Source organism: Mesorhizobium robiniae (assembly GCF_040545535.1).
Lineage (GTDB): Bacteria > Pseudomonadota > Alphaproteobacteria > Rhizobiales > Rhizobiaceae > Mesorhizobium > Mesorhizobium robiniae.
Genome location: NZ_JBEPMC010000002.1, coordinates 193,696 through 216,075, shown reverse-complemented (window position 1 = coordinate 216,075; position 22,380 = coordinate 193,696). Strand labels below are relative to the sequence as shown.

The 22,380-nt window shown below is 63.8% G+C and carries 21 protein-coding genes; 11 read left to right on the top strand and 10 right to left on the bottom strand.

The window, feature by feature from the left end; genetic code table 11:
* Positions 1-19: 19 nt before the first annotated feature.
* Positions 20-664, bottom strand: a complete 645-nt coding sequence (locus ABID19_RS05385; RefSeq protein ID WP_354488612.1) for a cysteine hydrolase family protein — start codon at positions 662-664, stop codon at positions 20-22.
* A 233-nt stretch (positions 665-897) separates the two neighbouring features.
* On the opposite strand from ABID19_RS05385, the gene ABID19_RS05380 reads away from it, so the two are divergent.
* The 5 genes from ABID19_RS05380 to ABID19_RS05360 all read left to right on the top strand — a co-directional run bounded on the left by ABID19_RS05380 (position 898) and on the right by ABID19_RS05360 (position 5,229).
* Positions 898-1,752, top strand: coding sequence for an NAD-dependent epimerase/dehydratase family protein (locus ABID19_RS05380; RefSeq protein ID WP_354488610.1), 855 nt, complete (start codon positions 898-900; stop codon positions 1,750-1,752).
* Positions 1,749-2,552, top strand: a complete 804-nt coding sequence (locus ABID19_RS05375) for an SDR family NAD(P)-dependent oxidoreductase (RefSeq protein WP_354488608.1) — start codon at positions 1,749-1,751, stop codon at positions 2,550-2,552. The genes ABID19_RS05380 and ABID19_RS05375 overlap by 4 nt, the downstream gene beginning before the upstream one ends.
* Before the next feature lie 112 nt (positions 2,553-2,664).
* Positions 2,665-3,048: a GFA family protein gene (locus tag ABID19_RS05370; protein WP_354488606.1), complete on the top strand. Its 384-nt coding sequence runs from the start codon at positions 2,665-2,667 to the stop codon at positions 3,046-3,048.
* A gap of 168 nt (positions 3,049-3,216) precedes the next feature.
* The gene (locus ABID19_RS05365) at positions 3,217-4,236 is read left to right on the top strand and encodes an isopenicillin N synthase family dioxygenase (RefSeq protein ID WP_354488604.1); all 1,020 of its coding nucleotides are present in this window, start codon (positions 3,217-3,219) and stop codon (positions 4,234-4,236) included.
* Positions 4,237-4,593: 357 nt separating this feature from the next.
* The gene (locus tag ABID19_RS05360) at positions 4,594-5,229 is read left to right on the top strand and encodes a LysE/ArgO family amino acid transporter (protein ID WP_354488602.1); all 636 of its coding nucleotides are present in this window, start codon (positions 4,594-4,596) and stop codon (positions 5,227-5,229) included.
* 43 nt (positions 5,230-5,272) lie between these two features.
* On the opposite strand, the gene ABID19_RS05355 is transcribed toward ABID19_RS05360, so the two are convergent.
* The 4 genes from ABID19_RS05355 to ABID19_RS05340 form a co-directional block, all read right to left on the bottom strand.
* Positions 5,273-8,521 (bottom strand): hypothetical protein, encoded by a 3,249-nt coding sequence (locus ABID19_RS05355; protein ID WP_354488600.1) that lies wholly within the window; start codon positions 8,519-8,521, stop codon positions 5,273-5,275.
* A gap of 479 nt (positions 8,522-9,000) precedes the next feature.
* Positions 9,001-9,717: a phosphoadenylyl-sulfate reductase gene (locus ABID19_RS05350; RefSeq protein ID WP_354488598.1), complete on the bottom strand. Its 717-nt coding sequence runs from the start codon at positions 9,715-9,717 to the stop codon at positions 9,001-9,003.
* A gap of 45 nt (positions 9,718-9,762) precedes the next feature.
* On the bottom strand, positions 9,763-11,193 hold the full coding sequence (locus tag ABID19_RS05345) for a putative sulfate exporter family transporter (RefSeq protein ID WP_354488597.1): 1,431 nt from the start codon (positions 11,191-11,193) through the stop codon (positions 9,763-9,765).
* Entirely contained in the window at positions 11,190-13,259 is a 2,070-nt protein-coding gene (locus tag ABID19_RS05340; protein WP_354488596.1) for a di-heme oxidoredictase family protein, read from the bottom strand. Before ABID19_RS05340 ends, ABID19_RS05345 begins: the two co-directional genes overlap by 4 nt.
* A 338-nt stretch (positions 13,260-13,597) precedes the next feature.
* Between ABID19_RS05340 and ABID19_RS05335 the strand changes: the two genes are divergently transcribed.
* Positions 13,598-14,434, top strand: a complete 837-nt coding sequence (locus ABID19_RS05335) for a GNAT family N-acetyltransferase (RefSeq protein ID WP_354488594.1) — start codon at positions 13,598-13,600, stop codon at positions 14,432-14,434.
* An 8-nt stretch (positions 14,435-14,442) separates the two neighbouring features.
* Here ABID19_RS05335 and ABID19_RS05330 read toward each other — a convergent pair whose 3' ends face one another.
* The 5 genes from ABID19_RS05330 to ABID19_RS05310 are packed head-to-tail and all read right to left on the bottom strand — an operon-like array spanning position 14,443 to position 19,184.
* Positions 14,443-15,741 (bottom strand): NAD(P)/FAD-dependent oxidoreductase, encoded by a 1,299-nt coding sequence (locus ABID19_RS05330; RefSeq protein ID WP_354488593.1) that lies wholly within the window; start codon positions 15,739-15,741, stop codon positions 14,443-14,445.
* Positions 15,738-16,721, bottom strand: coding sequence for a branched-chain amino acid ABC transporter permease (locus ABID19_RS05325; protein WP_354489469.1), 984 nt, complete (start codon positions 16,719-16,721; stop codon positions 15,738-15,740). Before ABID19_RS05325 ends, ABID19_RS05330 begins: the two co-directional genes overlap by 4 nt.
* The gene (locus ABID19_RS05320; RefSeq protein ID WP_354488591.1) at positions 16,718-17,626 is read right to left on the bottom strand and encodes a branched-chain amino acid ABC transporter permease; all 909 of its coding nucleotides are present in this window, start codon (positions 17,624-17,626) and stop codon (positions 16,718-16,720) included. The genes ABID19_RS05325 and ABID19_RS05320 overlap by 4 nt, the downstream gene beginning before the upstream one ends.
* Positions 17,623-18,390, bottom strand: a complete 768-nt coding sequence (locus tag ABID19_RS05315) for an ABC transporter ATP-binding protein (RefSeq protein WP_354488589.1) — start codon at positions 18,388-18,390, stop codon at positions 17,623-17,625. The genes ABID19_RS05320 and ABID19_RS05315 overlap by 4 nt, the downstream gene beginning before the upstream one ends.
* Positions 18,387-19,184: an ABC transporter ATP-binding protein gene (locus tag ABID19_RS05310; RefSeq protein ID WP_354488587.1), complete on the bottom strand. Its 798-nt coding sequence runs from the start codon at positions 19,182-19,184 to the stop codon at positions 18,387-18,389. Before ABID19_RS05310 ends, ABID19_RS05315 begins: the two co-directional genes overlap by 4 nt.
* Positions 19,185-19,308: 124 nt before the next feature.
* On the opposite strand from ABID19_RS05310, the gene ABID19_RS05305 reads away from it, so the two are divergent.
* The 5 genes from ABID19_RS05305 to ABID19_RS05285 are packed head-to-tail and all read left to right on the top strand — an operon-like array spanning position 19,309 to position 22,371.
* Positions 19,309-20,037 (top strand): GntR family transcriptional regulator, encoded by a 729-nt coding sequence (locus ABID19_RS05305; protein WP_354488585.1) that lies wholly within the window; start codon positions 19,309-19,311, stop codon positions 20,035-20,037.
* The gene (locus ABID19_RS05300; protein ID WP_354488583.1) at positions 20,034-20,522 is read left to right on the top strand and encodes a DUF3830 family protein; all 489 of its coding nucleotides are present in this window, start codon (positions 20,034-20,036) and stop codon (positions 20,520-20,522) included. The genes ABID19_RS05305 and ABID19_RS05300 overlap by 4 nt, the downstream gene beginning before the upstream one ends.
* A complete protein-coding gene (locus tag ABID19_RS05295; RefSeq protein WP_095483805.1) occupies positions 20,523-20,882 on the top strand; it encodes a TIGR04076 family protein in 360 nt (119 codons plus the stop codon).
* Complete coding sequence (locus tag ABID19_RS05290) at positions 20,879-21,934, top strand: aldo/keto reductase (protein WP_354488581.1); 1,056 nt, start codon at positions 20,879-20,881, stop codon at positions 21,932-21,934. Before ABID19_RS05295 ends, ABID19_RS05290 begins: the two co-directional genes overlap by 4 nt.
* Positions 21,931-22,371, top strand: coding sequence for a DUF4440 domain-containing protein (locus ABID19_RS05285; protein ID WP_435528689.1), 441 nt, complete (start codon positions 21,931-21,933; stop codon positions 22,369-22,371). The genes ABID19_RS05290 and ABID19_RS05285 overlap by 4 nt, the downstream gene beginning before the upstream one ends.
* Positions 22,372-22,380 lie beyond the last annotated feature (9 nt).

The following is a 22,380-nucleotide window of genomic DNA, read 5'->3' as shown; positions in this document are numbered from 1 at the left end:
GCCGCAGGCTCGAAAAAGCTCAAGCCGCAACACTCGCCGGTTGAAGCGACGTCCCGTCGCGAAGGGCTGCGACGACGCTTGCCGAATCGCTGACCACGCCGAAATGCGTCGCTATGTCGTAGAGCGAACTCTCCTGCTCGCGCGGTCCCGTCGCCGCACAGCAATCGCTTGGCACCACCACTTCATAACCCTGGAAAAAGGCATCATGGACGGTCGAGCGCACGCAGATGTTGGTGACCACGCCGAAGATTACCAATTGCTCGACCTGCATATCCTTAAGCGTCAGGTCGAGATCGGTTTGAAAAAATGCCGAATAACGCCGCTTGATCACATGGATTTCATCGTCGCGGGCACCGAGATCCTCGATGATCTCCGGCCCCCAGCTGCCCTCGACGCAATGCGGCGTTCGCTTCAGCCATTCGCGCTCGCGGCGCATGCCGACCCGGTGGGCATCGTGAACCCAGATCACCGGCACACCGCTGGCGCGTGCCGCCTCGATGACGGTCAATTGCGGTGCAACCAGCGTCTCGTATCCCGGCAGCACCATGGCGCCGCCGGGTTTGCAAAATTCATTGACCATGTCGATGACGATAATTGCTGTGCGTTGCGGATCGAGGCGCATCGCGTCATCGTGCCGATGTGAGGAAAAACTGTCCACGGGCATGGCGAGCTCCTTTGGTCGATCGTTGATACTCATACAAAAAACCGTCGCAGATGCCAAGTCAATCCCGATAGGGACAAAGGCTGGTCGCCGAGAGTGCGCAGGCCCACCGACAAAGGTCTGCGCCGTTTTCCGATGCGAAATGACCATTGACAAGGTTCCGCAATCGGGTGTTCGATTTGTATGACCATCAACGATATTAAATTCGCTGAATCTGCTGCGCCGAGGGCTGAGACATGAAGACGATCGTCACCGGATCCAGCGGTCTGCTTGGCCGTCATGTGGCTGCGGCGCTCGTCGCTGCCGGCCATGATGTGCTGGGCATTGATGCCGTAGCGCCGGGTGACGTGGCATGGCGGCATGCGACCGCCGACCTGACGGACCTGGGATCGGCGCTGCAGCTGGTGCGCGATTGCGACGCGGTGGTGCATGTCGCGGCCATCCCGCGCCCGACCGGACGAGCCGGCGGCGAAGTGTTCAAGACCAATATCGCGACCGCCTACAATGTCGTCGAGGCAACTGTCATGGCTGGCGCCACGCGCTTCGTCTATGCCTCGTCCTTCAGCGTTTTTGGCTATCCTTTCTTCGAGAAGCCGGTGCGCCCATCCTACCTGCCGGTCGATATGGACCACCCGGTCGGTGCGCAGGATCCATACGGCCTGTCGAAATGGCTCGGCGAGGAGATCGTCGACGCTGCGGTGCGCCGCGGCGCGTTCTCGGCTGTCAGCATTCGTATGCCATGGATCCAGACCCCGGCCAGCTTTTTCGCGGGCGTCGGCCCGCGCCGCGCCACCGCCGACAGCGCCCGCGACCTGTGGAGCTATCTCGACGCGCGTGACGCTGGGCAGGGCTTCCTGCAGGCCCTTGAATGGCAAGGCGACGGTCATCTCCGCGTTCTGCTGAGCGCAGCCGACACCTTCATGGAAGAGGAAACCGAGCCGCTCGTGCGCCGCGTCTACCCGGATGCCGTATTGTCGCGGCCTATCGCCGGCTACGGCGCCGTGCTCGATACGAGCCATGCGCGCGAAACGATCGGCTTCGAGCCAAGCCATTCGTGGCGCTCATACCCAAAGCCGGAGTCTGGCAAATGAAGCGATTCGACGAAAAGAGCGTGCTCGTCACCGGTGGCGCAGGCGCGATCGGCAGTGCGGCGGTAAGGCGCTTCCTCGATGAGGGGGCAAAGGTCGCGATTGTCGACCGCAATGGCGCCGCGGCGCAAACTTTGGCCCGGTCGCTCGGGGAGAACACCATTGCCATCGAAGCTGATGTCACCGACGAGGCAGATGTGCGGCGCGCCGTTGCAACGACCGTCGAGACGTTCGGCGGGCTCGACGCCGTGTTCAACAATGCTGGGATTTCCGGCGTCGTCGCTCCGGTTCACGAACTGCCCGTCGACGACTGGGACGCCATCATCCGCATCAATCTGCGCGGCATGTTCCTCGTCTTACAGGCGTCGCTTCGGGCGATGATCGCGGCCGGCAATGGCGGCTCGATCATCAATATGGGCTCGTCCATGGCCGGCTGGGACGTGCTCGCGGGCGGCGCCGGCTATGTCGCCTCAAAACATGGCGTGGTCGGCTTGACGCGGGTCGCGGCCATCGATGCCGCGCCCTATGGCATACGCGTCAACGCCATCTGCCCCGGTGTGATCGAAACGACGCTCGGCGTGCCGGCCAGCGACGGTGATTTCAAGAGCAGCGTGCAGCATTTTGCCGACCGCATCCCGCTGCGCCGCATCGGCCAGCCCGACGACGTCGCGGCCGCCGTCGCCTTCCTGGCTTCCGAAGAGGCCAGACACGTCACCGGCGCGGATTGGCTGATTGATGGCGGCCAGACCTTGCAGAGCTGGGCCAATGCGCCAGCCGGCGGCGCGTTTCCGAAATTCAGTTAGGTCGTCGTCATAAGGCGCCATTTGGCACAACAGCGGCCGTGCTGGCGCCGAGACGATCAATGCCATAACAATCCAACCGCGCCACTCGATGGGCTGGATCACGGAGGACCGGATGGCGACGGGACGTTGTCTCTGCGGCAGTGTGCACTACGAGATCGCGGGCAAGCTTGCTCAGCCGATCGCCTGTCACTGCTCACAATGTTCGCGCACCAGCGGCAACTTTGCCGCCATGGCAGCCTGTAAGTCGGTGGACCTCAGGCTTTCGGCCTCCGAGACCCTGAGTTGGTACCAGTCATCGGAAAATGTCCAACGCGGCTTCTGCTCACGTTGCGGCGGCAATTTGTTCTGGAAGGCCGCGCCGGGCGTGGAAACATATGTCACGGTCGGGACCCTCGATCGGCCGACCGGCCTTCGTCTCGGCGAACACATCTATGTCGGCTCGAAATCCGACTTTTACGATCTGACCGACGGTCTGCCCCAGAAACGCGAGTGGTAGCAAGCGGCTTCGCAACGTCCGTTGGAACGTTATTTGCCTGCCGGTCGTCAAACGCAGCGCTGACTTTCTTCCATTTGCATCGAGATTGGGTCGAGCGTTGCTTTGATCGCGACGACCTGCGTGTCACCGTAAGGGCCTGATCCAAGCCTGAGCAGAAGGAGGTTGACCATGGCCAGGATTGTACCCGTGCTCGATCTCAGCCGTCTTGAGCAGGGCGCGTCGGAGCGCCGGACCTTTCTGTTCGACCTGCGCACGGCGGCCCGCGATGTCGGCTTCTTTTACCTCAGTGGCCATGGAATTTCGACCGTGGAGACCGATGAGGTGCTCGATGCCTCGCGTCGGTTCTTTGCCTTGCCTGAAGCCGACAAGCTGGCCATCGAAATGGTCAAGTCCCCGCAATTCCGCGGCTACACGCGCACCGGTGGCGAACTGACCAGGGGAAAGGCCGATTGGCGCGAACAGCTCGACATCGGCGTCGAGCGTCGAGCCATTCCACAGGGGCGAGGCATTCCTGCCTGGACGCGGCTGCAAGGGCCGAACCAATGGCCTTCGGCCCTGCCGGAACTCGAGCCGGCGCTGCTGGCATGGCAGACCAGGGCGACGGCGGTGGCGATCCGCCTGCTGAAGGCATTCGCGTCGTCGCTCGACCAGGCCGAGGACGCTTTCGATCCGATCTATAGCGGTGAGCCCAACCATCGCATGAAGATCGTGCGCTATCCCGGACGCGACGCAACCGGCGACGACCAAGGCGTCGGCGCGCACAAGGACGGCGGGTTCCTGACGCTCCTGCTTCAGGACGAGAACAAGGGGCTGCAGGTCGAATATAACGGAAGCTGGGTGAATGTGGATCCGATCGCCGGAACGCTGGTGGTCAACATCGGCGAGCTCCTCGAACTGGCGTCGAACGGCTATCTCAGGGCGACGGTGCACCGTGTCGTCACGCCGCCGGCCGGCGTCGAGCGGATCTCAGTTCCGTTCTTCTTCAGCGCCCGGCTCGATGCGACCATCCCGTTGCTCACTCTGCCTGAAGAACTGGCTGCCGAAGCACGCGGACCGGCGAGCGACCCGGACAATCCGCTGTTTCGCGATGTCGGGACCAATGTGCTGAAAAGTCGCCTGCGCTCGCATCCTGACGTGGCGCGTCGGCACTATGCAGATCTCCTCGAGACGAGGACGTCGCCGGTCTGAAGCGTCGGAGCAATAGAACAGAAGTTTTCGTCATTCCGGCTGCTTTGGAATTTTATTCGTCGCCAACGCTCCCAAACAAGTCCAAACAAGTAAAACTGTTCGGCGGTTTCCTCCCATTCCGCTGAACGGTGTTCCCCTCTGAAGGTTGTAACCTTCTTTTGGCCGGGCCGCATTCGCGCCCGGCCTTTTTTCATGCGGTTTCGGCATATCACCTGTCGGTCCTCGAATCGTGAACCTGGGAGCGGGCCTGCCGGCCTTTGCCGTAAGCGATCCATATGCGCCTGCATTCGACACTGCGTCGCGTAGGAGGCCGCAGATGCACGAAAACGCGCGATCGAAAAAACCGGGTGACGTCGCATGACGGCCGACGCCCTGTTGTCGCCGGCAACGCTATCCGGCTTCGTGTTCGGCCTCGGGCTGATCTTTTCCCTTGGTCCACAGAACCTCATGCTGATCCAGGCAGGATTGACGCGCAGCCATCCTTTCGCGGTCGCTTCCACGGGCTACGTCTCGGAGATCGCCCTGGTGACTATGGGGATCGGTGGATTTGGAACGCTGCTGACCGACAATCCGGCGATCTCCGGCATGCTGCAGGCCGCATGCGCCGGATTTCTCGCCTGGTGGGGCGCGCGCACCTTGCTCGCGGTCAACGGGACATCCCACATCGAGACTGTTGCGTCAGGCCGCAAATCCCGATTGCGTGCGATCGGCTCGATGCTTGCCGTCACCTGGCTCAATCCACTGGCCTGGTTCGAGGCGATGTTTCTCGTCGGCGTGCTCTCGTTCAGCTATGGCAGCGAGGAACAGGTGGGGTTCGCTGCCGGGTTCCTCGCGGCCTCCGCGATCAAGTTCTATGGCTGGAGCCTGGCCGGGGTGAGCCTGTCGCGCCGTTTCGACCGGCCGATCTACCGCAAGCGGATGGATGCGGTCGCAGGTCTCGTTCTGATCCTGGCAGCCCTTCTCCTGGCGGCAAACATCCTGAACGGGGCTTGAGCTGACCGCCAGACCTTTCGCGAGACAGCGCCGTACATCGCCTTCAGCGCGTGTGCCGCACGAGATAGGGTTCGACCAGGGCGCGTATTTCCGCTGCCGGCGCCGCTTCGCCGGCAGCATCCAGCGCTCTTTCATAACGTGCATACTCGTCGACCGCGGCTTCAAAATCACGGCGTGCCAGCCGCTCCTTGATCAGCGCCTTGCAGACCGGTCCGGCATCCGGATAAAGGTCTAACGTCCTCATATAAATCGAGTGCGCTTCATGGGCGTTGCCGGTCGCCTCGAGCCGCTGGCCGACCCGCAATCCGAAATCGATCAGGTCGCGGCGGACTTTTTCGGCGGCAGCGAACGACCAGAAACTGGTTCGCTCGTGCAGAAACAGCGGACCGGGAAATGCGCGGAAGAGCGCCTCGGCGTCCGGGCGCAGTCCGGCCGCGTCGCCATTGGCGGTCGTGACGGCCTTTAGCCGTGCATCCCAGTCGGCAAGGTCGACCCAGACCTTGTCCGACGCGAGGCGAAGCTTGCCTTCGCGCTGCGCGATGAGATCGGTCCGCCCGAGCAGCTTACGCAGCCGATGCAGCGCCTGCTCGCAGGCCGCCCGCGCCTGATCGCCGTCGAGGTCGGGCCACAGCCAGTCCTGAAGCGTCTCCAGCGAGCAGGTGTTGTCTTTCGAGATCGCCAGCACTCGGAGGATGTCGAGGGCCTTCGTCGGTGGCTTGGCGCCGAGATGGAGAGGCTTTCCATCGAGTTCGAGCCGAAAGCCTCCGAGAACGTGGACCTTGAGCGGCCATGGCCAGGCCGCGGGTCGCCGCTGCGGTGCGTCCAGCCGCCGTTCCTGAATCAGCGACCGGCAAAGTTTCGGTTCGATGCCGCGGTCCAGCGCGTCGCCAAGCAGTTCGGCGAGCAAATCAGGAACGTTGAGGAGCACCATTGGCCAGCTGACGTCGCGGATCGCTTCGATAAAGGCCTTCAGCCGGTCGCCATAGTGCGGGCTCTGGTCCCACAGGTTCTCCAGCGCGACTGCTGCCAGAATGCATATCTCGGTCCGTTTGCGGGCGCCGCCGTTCAGTCGCGGCAGCAGATCGCGGAGAAAAGTGGCGGCTTCGCGCGGCTTCCTATCGGCCAGCAGCACTTGGAACTTTGTGATATAGTGCGCCCAGCGCTCGACCATCGGCTCGTTGGCGGCCTCGCTCGCCGCCATGAAGCGCTCGCAATCCTGATAGGCGGCCGCGAAATCGCCCTGCCTGGCATGAAGCGTAGCGTAGCAATTGGCGACGACAGCGACCTGCGTGCTGAAACGGCTGTCGGCGGTCTCGGCCAGACGCTCGACCACTTGGTGGAACTCGGCAAAGTCGTTGCGGAACTTCATCTGCATCTGAAGATGGTAGAGGCCGCCAAACTCCACGCCCTTGAGCGACTCGCGCTCACCGATGGCGATTGCCTCCCGCAACGCCGCTTCGGCCGAAGGATAGGGAAAACCCCGCCTCTTGTATGGGAAATACCGGCCGCTCTTGGCCCCAAACTCGACCAGCCACATGCCGAGGACCCAAGGCGACACCTCCTTGTCGCTCAAATCCTCGACAACGCTGTCGACGGCCTTCGTGAACAGATCGGCCCGCATGGTCGATACCGAATGCTCGATCAGGGATTCGCTGGCAAGCAGCCGCAAGCTACTTGGATCGTGCTCGGGATTCCGGGTCAACCGCTCCAGAAGTTCGGTTTCCAGCGCTTGTCCGGCCGGGCTGTTGCCATAGTAGTCGTCGCCGAAGTTCAGCGCCCGCACCATGCCGATGCGCACCAGCATCGCTTCCTTTGAGGGCAGTTCCGGCAGGCCGCGCTCGATGATTTCGAATGCCCGGCGGGTCCAGGCCGAAAGACCCTCATAGGTTCGCCAGCTATCGGACTTGACCAGCACCGCGCGCGACACCGTGAGGCAAAGCCCGCGCTGATCGTCGGCCTCGCCAAAGGCGCGCCATGCCTTCGATAGCCAGTGCTCTGCCGCGGCGTCGTCCGGCATGTGGGCCACGCCCAGCCAATAGAAATGCCAGCCGTTCAGGACAGTTTGCGGCAACCGGCCGACCCATTCGATGAAGGTTGTCCGATGTCCCTGCGCCAGCACGGCCTCTGCCCGGCTCAGCATGAGCTCGCTCGCCCGCTCCCAGTCCTCTGCCTGCAAGGCCAGGTGTATGGCTTCGTCATAACGATCGGCGTCCGCGAGGACCTTTGCCGCCCTTTGTTTGAGCGATTTCTGTTCATCCGCCGAGATACGCTGTGCGAAGCGTCGGTCGAGGAAGTCTCGCAAGAGGTCGTGCAGGTGGAAGACGTCGCGGCTGTTTTCCGTCCGGGTGACCATTAGTTGCCGCTTGTAGAGCCTGTCGAGCAGCTTTCCCGCTTCGCCCGACCCGATCATTACGTCTGCCAGTTCGGCGCTGATTTCGGGCAGGAGATTGAGTTTCAGCAGCATGTCCTGATCGGCGGCTGGAAGGGAAAGGAAGAAATGTCGGCCGAGGGCGTCCGACAACGCGTTCTGGCCGCCGGGTGCTGCCCCGTTCGTGTCGTCGGGTCCGACCGCCGAGCCGTGATCGGCGAGGAGAGCCAGCCCGATCGCCCAGCCGCGTGCCGCTTCGACGTCCACTGAAACGGCGCCGTTCTTGGAACGCAGCTTGATGAAATCGCGCGCTTCCGATGTCGAGAATTCGAGCGCTCGTCGATCGACAATGGCCATTTGGCCCTTGAGAACCAGGTCGCCCAGCTCCTCCTGAGGCAGCGTGCGCGAGACGCAGATGCAGCGGACCGTCTCAGGAAGTTCATGGAACATCACGGAAAGCACCGCCCGGAATTCGGGCGTGTCGGCGTCGTGCAAATCGTCGAGGACCAGGATGGTGCCGGGCCTTAGCCGCGTGAAATAGGCTCTGAAGAAGCGCCTGGCGAACTCCTTCGGCTGCTCGGCATATTCGACGCCGAAAACCGGCATGCTTCCGACCGCAGGCGAGGCGATCGACTGCCCCAGATATTGAAAGAAGCGCGCAATATCTTGGTCGCCCTCATCGATGCGGAACCACACATGCGGTGCCTCGACGCTTTCGAGGTAGTCGATGACCGCTGTCGTCTTGCCGTAGCCGGCCGGCGCGGCCACCCAGCACACGCCCGATCGTGATTTCAGCTCGATCGCTTCGAGGACGCGGTTCCGCCTCAATATCCTGGCGCTGCGTGGCGCCGCCAGTTTGGCGATTCGGCCTGTGCCCGTGTGCGGGCGTCTCGCATCGGCTTCAATGCTGTCTAGGGGGGTCATGGGGGCTCCCGCTCGACCAATCATAGAGCGTCGGTCGTGCCGCCATGACCGTCCCGCCGCCCAGATTGACCTTAGGGTAGCGTAATCACGCGACAATTCGTAGTGCCTTCGCGGATGAAGCGGCAATGGCCGATTCTGGGGGTGCGGAGCTCGATGTCCGGGCAACCGGAAACCAGGCAGCAGACCGGGCCGAATTGCGAGAGGGAATGCGCGGGCGGTGGATCCCCCAACCCATCTTCGGCCAAATGGGGTAGAATATCGGATCATTGCTATTTTCTCCGATTGGGGAGCTCATGGGCTGCCGGGCAGTCCCTTCCAACTCACGAGCTCATCCTGCCCGCGGCAGCATCCGCGCACATCGGTACGGTCACCTAGTTTCCGAGCAGCCGATCTCCTAGTTTTCGCGGATTTGCCTAGTTTTTAGTCATGCCCAGTGGCTTCGCAGATGAAGCGGCAATGGCCGATTTCGGACTGGGAACCTACCGGAAATCGGAAGCAGACCGGGCCGAATTGCAAGGGGGAGCAGGCGACCGGTGAATCCCGCACTCCATCTTCGACAGTCCGCTCCAGCGGCCCGCGCGCGGATCGTCCGCGCTGCCGCACGCGACCGTGCAGGGCGCGCAGCCGATCGAGAGATAGCCTTTTTCGAGGAGCGGATGTCGGGGGAGATGATAACGGTCGAGATAGGCCTCGATCTGCTGGCGGGTGAAGCGGGCAAGCGGATCGATCTTCAGGCGTCCGTCAGTCTGCTCGAGCGTCGGAACATCCGCGCGAAGCCCGCCATGATATCGCTTGCGACCGGAAATCCAGGCCTTGAAACCGGCCAGGGTATTTTCGAGCGGCAGAACCTTGCGGATGTGGCAGCATCGGTCCGGATCGCGGCGGTGCAGCGATCCAGCGCCGTCGAACACCCGCAAGGCATCCGCCTGAGGCCTGACGACACGCAGATCGGTGAGGCCGAGCAGACGTGTCAGCTGAGCGCGATAGGCGATCGTTTCGGCGAACAGCTTTCCGGTATCGAGTGTGATGACGGGAAGCGAACGGTCGATCGAGGCCGCCATATGCAGCAGCACCGCGGATTCGGCGCCAAACGAGGACACGAGCGCTATGTTTCCACAGAACAGGTCTGTGATAAGCGGCGCCAGCAGCTCGGGTCCATCGAGATGGTTTAGCTCTTCGATGACGGCTTCATACATGGCGGTTCTCCCGATCGAAAACGGTGGTGGCGTGACAAAGCCGGCTCATAGCTTGGCCACGAAATCGAGGATCGCCTCGCGGTCGGCATCCCCAAGGTCGAAGAAGCGGTCGCGCACGATCTGCGCTGTCCCGCCATGGGCAAAGACGGCATCGCGCAGCGTGGTCGCGCGGCCGTCGTGCAGGTAGCGCTGGCGCAGTCGGATTCCGACGAGCGGTGTCGTCCGCCATTCAGCGCCGATGGCATCGCCCTGGACGATCTTGTCATCGAGCGCCGGCCCCATATCGTGCAGCAAAAGGTCAGAGTAGAGCTGGACTTCGCCGTCGACGCCCTCCAGTGCCGGCACATGGCATTTGGCGCAGCCGACCGAGGCGAAAAGCCGTCCGCCATGGCTGCCAAGCATCGCGCTTTGGCTCGATGAAGGTGATGCGGCCCGGAAGGTCGCGGAGAAGGGGATCAGCGCCCCATAGGCCAGGGTCGCCGACAGAGCCGCCCCGACGAGGCCCACGCCGATCAGGCGCCAGGCGCCGCCGGCCTCTCCAAGCCGGCCGACACGGGTGGTGATGCCAAGCGCGATCATCACCATGAGGAACAGGAACTGGTCGATGTCGAGGATGACGCGACGCAGTTGCGGATCGAGGGTTATCTCCGAATTGAGCATCACCACGCCGATGAACGCGACGATGAACCATGGGAACGGGATCGGCGCCGCCTCTTGCGCCTTGTTGCGGCTGCGAAAGACCAGGCTGGCGGCCAGCAGAAGCGGGACGAGCATCAGCACCTTGCTGAGCTTGACCAGCGTAGCGGTATTCAGCGCGTCGTCGGAAATGGCGAAGGAGGCGCCGTAGACCTGCGCCAGCTCGAAAATGCTCGCCCCGACGAACACGCCGTAGAGGCGGTCGTCGAGATGCGGCAGCCATCCGCCCAGGAACATGACCGGATAGGCGAGCAACGCCACGGTGCCGCTCAGCGTGATCAGGGCGATGGCGATGCCGGCACTCTGGTCGCGCGCACGCACGAGCGCGGCCATGGAGAGGATCGCCGCGGCGCCGCAGACGGCGCTGCCGACCGCAACAAGCAGCGCGATCTCGGCGTCGAGCCTGAACAGCTTGCGCGCGATGGCGTAGAGCAGCGTCAGCACCAGGATCAGTTCGATAGCAGCCACGGCGAGCGGCATGAGCCCCAGATCCAGGAACAGCCGCGTCGTGATACGGAAGCCGACCAGCACCACGGCAAGCCGCAGCAGGTAGCGCTTGGTGAAGTCGAGCCCCGGCCGCAAGACGTCTGGACAGGCGAAGCTGCTGCCGATCATGAGCCCGAAGAGCATGGCGACGAGGACCGGGTTGCGCGACAGCGGCTCGCCCAATCCGCCGGCGATCCAGCCGGCCGCAAAGGCAAGTGCCGCAGCAACGATGACGCCAGGCAAGACCGGGCGCATTTTTCCGGGCGCATGGGAGAGCGTCAGCGCGAGGCTCATGGCTTTGCCCCGTCGGGCAGGCGGAGCGTTCGCAGATAGAAGGCGACCGCCTCGATCTGTGCGGACTCGTCTTCGATCGGCAGCGCCCCCGCCTCGCGGCTGACAGTTGCGCTGGCGATGCCGAGTTCGTTTGCGAAAGCGTTCGCCACCATGTCTTCGAGGGTGGCTATATCAGCCTTCCAACCGTATCGGCCGACCCGCGATGCGCCTCGGGCGTCGACGACATGATGCGCGCGGCCTTTGATGCCGTCGCCCTTGCTGATCGCCTGCGCTTCGATGACGCTGTCGGGTATCTCGTCGATCCCAGCGATACCGTAGAGGGCGAGCGGCATGCGCAGCGAAATCACATTGGCTTGGCTTGGCATCGCCGCCGACACGATCCTCATGCCATCACGCAACGCATGGCGTCGGGCGACCGGACTGTTGGGATGATCGATCGGAACCGTGCGCCCAGAGCCCGGATCCATATGGGCTATTCTGCGCGCAAAGTGGCTTTCATCGATGCTCGCACCGCCAGGGCCGGGATGGCAGGCCACGCAGGACGTTGCATTGAACAATGGGCCGAGGCCCATGCGCGGCGTGAAATCGGTCTGGAACGACTTTTTTCCGCGCGCCGCAAGATTGGCGTCGGCGGCAGCGCTCTGCGTCCCCTGCATCGCTGCCGCCGCGCCGTGCTCGTCGAAGGCCCCAACCTCAACGAGCGCCCCTTCGAGGCCCGGAAATCCCGGTACCTCGCCGCCAATCGTTATCCAGATATGCTGCGCGTCCGCCGACGTCGCGATCGCGCGTAGGCGATCGGCTCCCAAGGGGCCGATCCCTGGAACCTCGATCGTCGCGCGGGCGAGAAGCCGGCCGTCCTGGCTCAGACGCAGCAACGAACCGTCGCCGCGATTGGCGACGAACAGATCGGAACCGCCGGCGAGAGTCGTGTGGCTCGAGAATTGCGGATTGGCAATTTCGGGAATGGCAGCGGCGACGTCGACCGGACGGTCGAATTCCGGCAGTGAGATCGTGCGGGTCCTGGCGACCGTGAAATGCCGCCGGTCGTCCTCCAGTTCAAGCAGCACCAGCCGGTCACGGCCGGGATCGGCTACGTAGAGAGCGCGGTCCGGGTTCCATTTGAAGGCAACGCCGATCACGCCGGGATCGTCACCGATGTCTTGGCCGGCGCTCGCTGCGCCCAGGCCGGCGCTCAGCGTGCCCAGGCCGGTGCTTACTGTGCCCGGATCGGCCAAGCCGTCGACGCCATCCTGGACATGGATCTGAACCACGCTCCCATCCGCGGTGACGGCGGCGAACACGGCAAAGCCGCTGCCGTCCGGCGACGGACCGAGAAACGCCGTTCCGAGCGCGCCCGTCTGCATTCCGCCTGATGTCAGCTGGCCACTTGCCCGATAATTCAGCAGCTTGCCAAGCCAGCCGCTGGGCTGTCCTTTCGGCGTCTGCTCGCGATCGGTTTGCCGGCCGGCGAATACGCCGCCGGCCTCGCGGCTTGGTGCGTTGGCAAGTGGCGCACCGTCGGGGTCGACGACCGTGACACTGCCCTCGCCATTAATCCCGTTCGGCGCATTCGCTATCCAGGGTCGTCCGAACGCGTTGTTGATCGAAACATATCGCGGTCCGGACGCAGCGGCGAAGCGCGCGGTTCGCGCCTTGGCATTGTACCGCCGATTGAGAAATCGTTCGCTCTGCGTCGTGTAGAGCTGAACCCTCGCATCTCGGTCGTTGCCGGCGAGGTCTCGCGGAACGATGATGGTGCCAGCAGAATTGCCCGCGCGCGCGTCGATCGACAGGATCGCTCCGGCCTCAAGTGCCGGATCGCCCGGCGGTGCGCCGAAGTTGCTGCCCACGGCAACGAGAACCCTGAGCGGATCGAGCACCCGCCCTTCGCGCGTTGCCATCAGGAATTCCGGATTCCCCGGTATCGGCCCGCCGATATGAAAGCGCCCCACCTCGCGCACGCCGGCCACCTCAGGCAGCCCGACCGCGACGACACGAGCGCTCAGCCGCCAATGGGGGATCTGGTCTCCAGCAAGTGCCGGAGTCGGCAGCAGGCCGAAAAGCATCGCCGCCGTCGCCATATTCCAGAGAAAAGAAAACCCCGACAGAGAAGAAAATCCCGACGGCGCGAACCATCGCCGGGGCCGACGAGTTCCGGCAAAATCAGCTCTGGGTACTGCACTGCCCTTTGGCATGGCGATGTCTCCGGCATCGGCAGTTCTGCACGCATGGTGGTGCTTATCGGCCGAAACTTTGACACGCCCGCGCATACGGATGACTTACGGGTTCCGTCGTGGTTCACAGCAATCGCCATGCTGCGCCGGCATGGCCAGGCATGGCGCCTATGCAAACCCGTTGGCAAAGCCGTATCGTGGCGCATTGAAGTTGCCGCCGAGTGATCGCAATGTCCCGAACCATCAGAACGCTCGCACTTGAGGAAGTGGAAACCCTTGTCGACTGGGCGGCGGCGGAAGGCTGGAATCCCGGCCTCGGCGATGCCGTGGCGTTCCACGCGGCGGATCCCCAGGGCTTCATTGGCGCCTTTGTCGATGGCGAGATGGTGGCCGGAATTTCGGCCGTCGCCTATGGTGACGATTTCGGCTTCATCGGCCTCTACATCTGTCGGCCTGACAGGCGCGGCGAGGGCCATGGCAAGGCGGTCTGGGACGCCGGCATGGCGCGGCTCGGCAACCGCACCATCGGCCTCGATGGTGTCGTCGAACAGCAGGCCAACTACCGCAGCATGGGCTTTGCGCTGGCCTATCGGACCATCCGGTTCGTCGGACCGCCGAATGTTTCGGCGGGCGCCGACGGCGGCATTCGCGCCATAGGCCCGGAACTCTTGGCCGATGTCCTGGACTACGATAGCCGGTTCTTTCCCGCACCGAGACGATCCTTCCTCGAACGCTGGCTGCGCCCGCCGCATGTGTCGCTTGCGATCGTCAGGGGCGGCGCGATCGAGGGATACGGCGTCGCGCGCCGATGCCGGGACGGCTGCAAGGTTGGGCCGCTCTTCTCCAACAGCCTGGATGCGGCAAGCCGTCTCTTCGCCGCGCTCGCCGGCGTCTCCGGACCCGGAAATATCCATCTCGACGTTCCCGAGACCAGTGGGGACTTTGCAGCCTGGCTGACGTCGGCGGGTTTTCAACCGGGCTTCGAAACGGCTCGAATGTACAAGGGAAAAGCGCCTCAGCTCATGCAGGCAGGGGTCTTTGCGATAACGACCTTGGAGCTGGGCTGAGGCGTCGATTAGCGTCCCTCATCCAGCCGGTCGCGCAGCATGCTCCAGGGGAGCAGCATGTTTGGCGCATGCCGCATCAGGCTGTGGAGCGGGATCGGCGACGGCGGCGCAAATGGCAGCGGCAAGTCCTGTGGCTTCGCGCCATCAGCCCAATCGGCAAGCACCTTGCCCATGCTCGTGGTCATGGCGATGCCGCGCCCGTTGCAGGCAAAGCCTGCGATCAGGCCGGGCCCGAGATCGACGAGGCGCGGCAGGAAGTCGGGCTCGACGGCAGCCATCCCCGACCAGCTATATTCAAGCGGCGAGATCTCCGGGAGGTCGAGATGCTTTACCAGCCGCCGCCAGATCGCTTGCGGCACCCGCGCTTCGGCGCCCGGACCAAAACTATGCATGCCGCCGGTTATCAGCCTGTTTTCGCCATCGAAGCGGAAGGTGAAAAGATTGCGCCTGGTGTCGCCGACGCCTTGCCTGCCGGGAAGCAGGCGAGTGCGACATTCGCGCGGCAGCGGAGCCGTCGCGATCTGGAAGATTTTCAGCGGGAAATAGGTTCGCTCAAGCGTGCGGTTCAGCGGCCCGCCATAGGCGTTGGTGGCAATCAGCACCTTTCCGGCGCGTACCGAGCCCGACGCCGACTTCAAAACCCAGCCATCCCCTGTGCGATCGATCGATACAACGCGCGTATGCTCGAAGATGCGTGCGCCGGCGTTTTCCGCCGCATCGGCGAGTCCGCGCGCATATTCGACCGGATTGATGACACCGCCCGAATTGTCCATCCAGCCACCGACATAGCCGTGAACGCCGGTCAGCTCTTCGATCGCCTGCCTGTCCAGCGTAACAGCCGGCCTTCCGCGCCTTGCCCATTGCTCGGCGCGCGATCTGGTTTTTTCGAGAGCGGTCTGTGAATGGGCCGGTTGTATCCATCCGCTCTGGACCGCGTCGCATTCGATACCGTGCCGCCTGATCAGGTCGAAGACGAGGTCGGCGCTGCCGGCCGCGAAATCGATGAGGCGTTCGCCGCGTTCGGGGCCGAGCTGGGCAATGATATCGTCCGGGTCCCTTTTCGCGAAATTCGGCACGACGAAGCCGGCATTCCTGCCGGTCGCGCCCCAGGCGATGATTTCCGCTTCGAGGACGGCGACCGAGATGCCTTTTTCGGCGCTGTGCAGCGCGGTGGAAAGGCCTGCGAAACCGCCGCCGACAATTGCCAGATCGACATCGTATGCGCCTTCGAGGGCGGGCCGGTCACGGCGGTTGCGGCTGACGGCATGCCAAAGGGAAACGCCGGGTGACGCGGCAACGTCGATCATGACTTGGCAATGCTCTCGTCCGGAGCCTCTTTCGCGCGCTTGCCGAATCTTGGACGCCGCGGCCTGTCGCCAAACAGGCCGTTCGGCCTGACCAGAAGGATGACGCACAGCATCACGCCGATGGCGACGATCTGCAGCGAGGCGGCGCGGGCCTGCTGTTCCGGCGAGAACAACACGCTGGTCAAGGCTCCCGATCCGGCCCATATCGCCCAGACCAGGATGCTGCCGATGACGGCGCCTGTGTTGCTGCCCGAACCGCCGACGATCAGCATCACCCAGACCTGGAAAGTCAGTGCCGGCAAATAATTGTCCGGCGCGATGAAGCCGGTGAAATGCGCCTGCAACGCGCCGGCCAGTGCCATGATGGCCCCGCCGACGGCAAAGGCCTGGACACGATAGAACCGTGCGCTTTTACCCAGGGATATCGCGGCCTGCTCATCCTCGCGGAGCGCCTTCAACACGCGCCCCCACGGGCTGCGTGACAGATGCTCCAGCGCGAGATAGACGATCAGCGTCACCACCGAGACGACGGCAAGGTTCGACAGGTTGAACAGCAACGGCGTTTCGGCAAGGCCGCCGAACGGACGCGGGATGAAGCCGATGCCGAACGGGCCGCCGGTCAGTTTTTGAGCGTTGAGCGCCACCAGCTGCACGACGACGGCGACGCCGAAGGTGGTGATTGCCAGATAGTCCGATCTCAGGCGCAGCGTGGCGATACCAGTGATCGCGGCGGCGATGCCGCCCACCAGCATCGCGCCGAGCCAGCCGACAAGGATCGGCAGGCCGAAGCCGCCCAGACGCGCGGCATCATCGGGCGTGGTCAGCAGCGCCGAGGTGTAGGCGCCGATGGCGACAAAGCCGGCGACCCCAACATTGAAAAGCCCCGTCAGCCCCCATTGCAGGTTGAGCCCGAGCGTGACGAGCGAGAAGATCAGCGCGGTGGTCAGGAAGAAAGCGCCATAGCCGAGCAAATCCATCAGCGTTCTCTCACTCCGAAAAGGCCGATGGGCCGCACGAACAGCACAGTCATCAGGATGATGAAGGAGACGGCCGCCCGCCATTCGGCGCCGATCAACTGCACCGCGCCCGCTTCCGCGAGACCGATGATCAAGCCGCCGAGGACGGCGCCAGGCACGCTGCCGATGCCGCCGAGGATGGCGGCCGCGAACATCGGCAGCAGCATGTCGAAGCCCATGAATGGGCGGATCTGGATGAGAATGCCGATCATGACGCCGGCGACGCAGGCAAGCGCCCCGCCGACGATCCAGGTGACGCGCACGACCTTGGCGACGTCGATGCCGACGATGCGGGCCAGCGCAGCGTTCTGGCTCAATGCCTGCATGGAGCGGCCGGTTTGCGTGCGGGTCATCAACAGATGCACGCCGAGCACGAGAACGGCGGTCAGCAGCAGCAGCGCAATCTGGTCGGGGGTGATGCGAATGCCGAAGCCGACCGGCATGGCGATCTGGATCGCCCGGCTGAAATAGGTCGGTCGCGAGGTGAAGATGAATTCGAGCAGGCTTCTCAGCGCCATCGAGGCACCGAAGCTCGCCATCACCACGATGATCGCCTGGCCCTTGGCGCGCAGCCGCGCGAAAAGGACCAAGTCAAGCAGCAGCGCCAGCAGGCCGGTGATCGCCATGCCGAGCACCACCGCGGCGATCAGCGGCCAGCCGAAGGAGAGGGGAGCGATCGGCGCGATCTTGCCGAACATCGCGCCGATGGCGCCGACGATGGCGAGCGTCGCATAGGCGCCCCAGGCCATGAAGTCGCCATGCGCGAAGTTCGAGAAGCGCAGGATCGAATAGGTGAGCGTCACGCCGATGGCGCCGAGGCCGATCATCGAACCTGCCAGCAGTCCGTCGACGACAAATTGCAGGTTCATGCCGCACTTCCTTTGCCGGAGTGCCGGTCTCTTTCAGGATCGAGGCGGCGCTGGCCAAGGTAGAGTTCGGCGACGACCGGATCGTTCCAGAGCTCGGAGGCGATGCCCTCGTGCCGGTCCTTGCCTTCGACCAGCACATAGGCACGATCGCCGATGGCAAGCGCTGCCTTGGCGTTCTGTTCGACCAGGAGAATAGTGACGCCGGATATGCGTATACCGGCCAGCATCTCAAACACCATCGCCACGAATTTCGGCGACAGGCCGGCCGACGGCTCGTCGAGCACCAGCACCTTGGGATGGACGATCAATGCCCGGGCGACAGCCAGCATCTGCCGCTGTCCGCCCGAAAGGTTGCCGGCGACGGTCCTGCGCTGACGGGCGAGATCGGGGAAGGCCGCATACATTTCCTCGACGCGGGCAGGGGTCTCGCGCGGCTTCAGGATGCCGCAGGCGACCTTCAGATTGTCCTCGACGGACATCAGCGGAAAGATGTTTTCGGTCTGCGGCACGAAGGCCAGGCCAAGGCGGACCATGGTGTGGGCGGGTGCGGCAGTGATATCCTTGCCGTCCAGCCGGACCGTGCCGCCGGTGATCGGGACAAGGCCGGCGATCGCCTTGATCAAGGTCGACTTGCCGGCGCCGTTGGGACCGAGAACGACGACGATCTCGCCCTTGGCGACGGTGATCGAGGCGCCGCGCACGATCGGCACGCCTGGCTCGTAGCCGGCTTCGAGATCGCGGACATCGAGAACCGTTTGGCTCATGCCGCGCCTCCGAGATAGGCCTCGATGACGCGCGGGTCGCGTGCCACCTCGTCTGGAGTGCCTTCGCACAGAAGCTGGCCGCTCGCCATGACCAGCACGCGATGGCAAAGCCGCGTCACCATATCGATATTGTGCTCGATCAGCAGGAAGGTGATGCCGCTCCTGTTGATGTCGCGAATGCGGTCGATGATGACTTCGAGCAGCGTCGCATTGACGCCGGCCGCAGGTTCGTCGAGCAGGATGATCGCCGGGTCGGCCATCATGACGCGGGCGAGTTCGAGCAGCTTGCGCTGGCCGCCGGAAAGCACGCGCGCCGGTTCGTATGCAAGGCGGGCAAGCGTGACGAGCTCGAGCAGCTCGATGGCTCTCGTCTCGGCAGCCCGCTCTTCGGCGGCGACCCGCCGTGGCGTCAGGAAATTGGCGAGCAGCCGCTCCCCGGCCTGTCCCTGCGCCGCCAGCATGACGTTTTCGATCAGCGTCAGGTTGGGCAGCGGCCGAGGAATCTGGAAGGTGCGGCCAAGGCCGCGGCCGATACGGCGATGAGCAGCTTCCCCCGATACGAGTACGCCGTTGAGGAGAATTTCGCCGCTGGTCGGCAGGATGCTGCCGGCCAGCAGGTCGAACATCGTCGTCTTGCCGGCGCCGTTCGGGCCGATAAGGCCGAGTATTTCACCCGGCTGGACATCGAACGAGACATTGTTGACCGCAACGAGGCCGCCGAAGCGCCTGACGACGTTCCTGGCCGTCAGAACTGGCGTGCGGATCTCCTCCTGCCGTCCTGTCGTGTCGCTCATCAATCCCTCTGGCCGAAAGCGTTCTTCGCCGCCTATTATTTGATTTGTGATCACACTTGCTTTGATCACGCTATTCGGCTTTAATTTCTTCCGCAAGCCGAAAACGCCAAGACCGGGACTGCCCATGCAGAAGGCCGCCATCGAACGGAACAACGAAACGATCGCAGCCCAGCTTACGCCGGTCGGCCGCGAGACCGTGCAGGATCGCGTCTATTCGGAGCTGCGCCGGGCCTTGATCGGCGGCCTTTTCGAGCCAAGCCAGGTTCTGACCATCCGTGGCCTTGCCGACGCGCTGGTCACCAGCACCATGCCGGTGCGCGAGGCGCTCGGACGGCTGATCACTGAAAAGGCGCTGGAGGCACTTCCCAACCGTTCCGTGCGCGTGCCGCCGATCACGCTGGAGCGTATCGACGATCTCTTGCGCGCCCGCTCCCTGATCGAGGGCGAAGCCATCGCGCTGGCCGCCACGCGCATGAACCCGCGCCAGATTGCGTCGGTCGAGGCCATGCTCGGCGAGTGGGACGAAATGCGGGCACTGAAGCACAAGAAGGAAATCGATCGCGAGGCGACGCTCAACCAGAGCTTCCACTTCGAGATCTACCGCTGTTGCGGTTCCGCCGTGCTGATCCCGATGATCGAGAGCCTCTGGCTGCAATCCGGGCCCTGCATCCGCGTCGCCATCTATGCCTTTTCCGATGCCGGCGAGGTCGATACCGCCCATTATCACCGCAGCATCGTCGCAGCGCTCGCGAGGCAGGATGCTCAAGCAGCGCGCGAGGCGCTGGTGGCCGACATCAGCCGGCCCTTTGCCTTCCTGCGCGACAAGCTGCAATCGGCGAAAGGCCAGACATGACCATGCCCGCTATCAGGATCACCGAGCCACGCTCGAACCTTTCCGTGACGGCGCTGCTGTTGCCTGAAAAGGCGCCCGACAACGCTGCCTTCCTGCTGGCCTATCTCGACAAGCCGCGCGTCGTTGCCGGCATCCATGCGATGTGGACGGGGCCGGAAATCTCCTGCCCGGTTCCTTCAGCGGATATTGAGGGCCAAACCTATGCCAGGCCGTTGCCGGCGGAGAACGCAACGCTGACGCCGCAGCCGGGCGACATCGTGCTATCCTACGTGCCGCCCCGCATGTGGGGCGGCAGTCCGAATGCGATTTTCGACATCGGCTTGTTTTACGGACAGGGCGCGCGCCTGCTGTTCCCGATCGGCTGGCTTGCCGGAAGCGTGGTCGCGCAGGTGCATCCCGAGGAGCGCGACCGCTTCGCCGCCGCCTGCGGCGTGATCCGCCGCAATGGCGCCTGCGACATCACCTTCACCCGTGTGGAGATATGAATGGCTGAGGACGACGACAGTTTCGAACTCTTCGATCTTCGTGTCGAGGCGGTTATCCCCGAGGGCAAGCCGATCTATTGCGGCGCCAAGGCGGGTGATTATTTCGAGCTCAAGGGCGAGATGCTGTCGATGCCGGCGGGGCAGGGTTTTTCGATCTATTCGATATCAGCCGTGCTGCCTCTGCTCGCGGCCAAACAGCGCCCGACCCACAAGAACGACTGGATGACGTCGGACGCCGAGATCGCCTGTCCCGATCCCAATTGCGCCAGCCGGCTGAGGATCGTCAGGACTGGCAAGCGCCGGTTCAGCCATGCCGAGACCACGGCGGTGCCGCTGCCGAAGGAGAATGACCAGAGATGACCGAAAAGTCGTTCGAGCTCAGCCCCGGCTATACGATTTCGCGCGTCATTCGCGGCGGCTGGCAGCTTGCCGGCGGGCACGGCGCGATCGACCGCGAACAGGCGGTGACCGACCTGATCGCCACTTTTGATGCCGGCATCAGGACCTATGATTGCGCCGATATCTATACCGGCGTGGAGGAACTGATCGGCGCGGCGCGGCTGCGGCTTGCCAATGAGCGCGGTCTCGACGCCGCCGCCAAAATGAAGGTTCACACCAAGCTGGTGCCTGACCTGGAAAGGCTTGCAAACATTAGCCGCGACTACGTCAGAGGCATCGTCGACCAGTCGCTGCGGCGGCTGAAGACGGAGCGGCTCGATCTCGTGCAGTTCCACTGGTGGGATTATGCGCTGCCCGGTTACGTCGATGCGATGGATTGGCTCAACGACCTCCGCAGCGAAGGCAAGGTGCGCAATGTCGGCACCACAAATTTCGACACGCCGCATTTGGCCGAGATCCTGGCCGCCGGTGTGCCGCTGGTCAGCCAGCAGCTGCAATATTCCGTGCTCGATCAGCGGCCGGCCAACAGCCTTGCGGCACTCGCCAAGCAAAACGGCGTCAGTTTCCTCTGCTATGGTTCGGTGGCGGGCGGCTTCCTCAGCGACAGATGGCTTGATGTCGCCGAGCCGCAGACGCCGCTCGAAAACCGGTCGCTGGTCAAATACAAGCTGATCATCGACGATTTCGGCGGCTGGGAGCTTTTCCAGGAGCTGCTTCGCACACTGAAGGCCGTCGCCGACCGCCACGGCGTCGACATAGCCACCGTCGCCAGCGCCTGGGTGTTGGAGCAGCCGCAAGTCGCAGCCGTCATCGTCGGCGCCCGCAACCAGGCGCACGCCCTTGCCAATGCCGGGATCATGGACGTCGCGCTCGATGCCGAGGACCGGGCGCGGATCGCCGCCGTGATCGAGCAAAGCCGCGGCCCCCTGGGCGATGTCTACACGCTGGAACGCGACCGCCACGGCCGCCACGGCTCGATCATGCACTACAATCTGAACGCAGGCCGGATATGAGCACAGCCATGGACGAGAAGTCTTCTCTGCTTTCCCGCGCCAGCGCCGAGGTCGTCGATCTCCACCGCTTCTTCGTCGACTGGTTCGTTGCAGGGAGCGCGGACAGGGCGGATTTCAGCCGCTTCGAACGCGTCATGGCCGAAGGCTTCCAGATGGTTGCGCCGGACGGCCAGATCCTCGATCGCGACGCAGTGCTCGACCACGTCAGGACAAGCCGCGCTACCTGTGATGGCGACTTCACCATTTCGATCGAAGACATCAGGGCCAGCTGGCAGGCCGACGACGCGATAGTCCTCTGCTACGTCGAAACGCAGCAGCGCGCCGGCAAGACCAGCCGCCGTCGCTCGAGTGCCGTTTTCACCACCAGTTCATCGGCGCCCAATGGCGTTGAATGGCGACATCTGCATGAAACCTGGCTGCAGGTGCCGGAAGGCTAACAGGCTCAA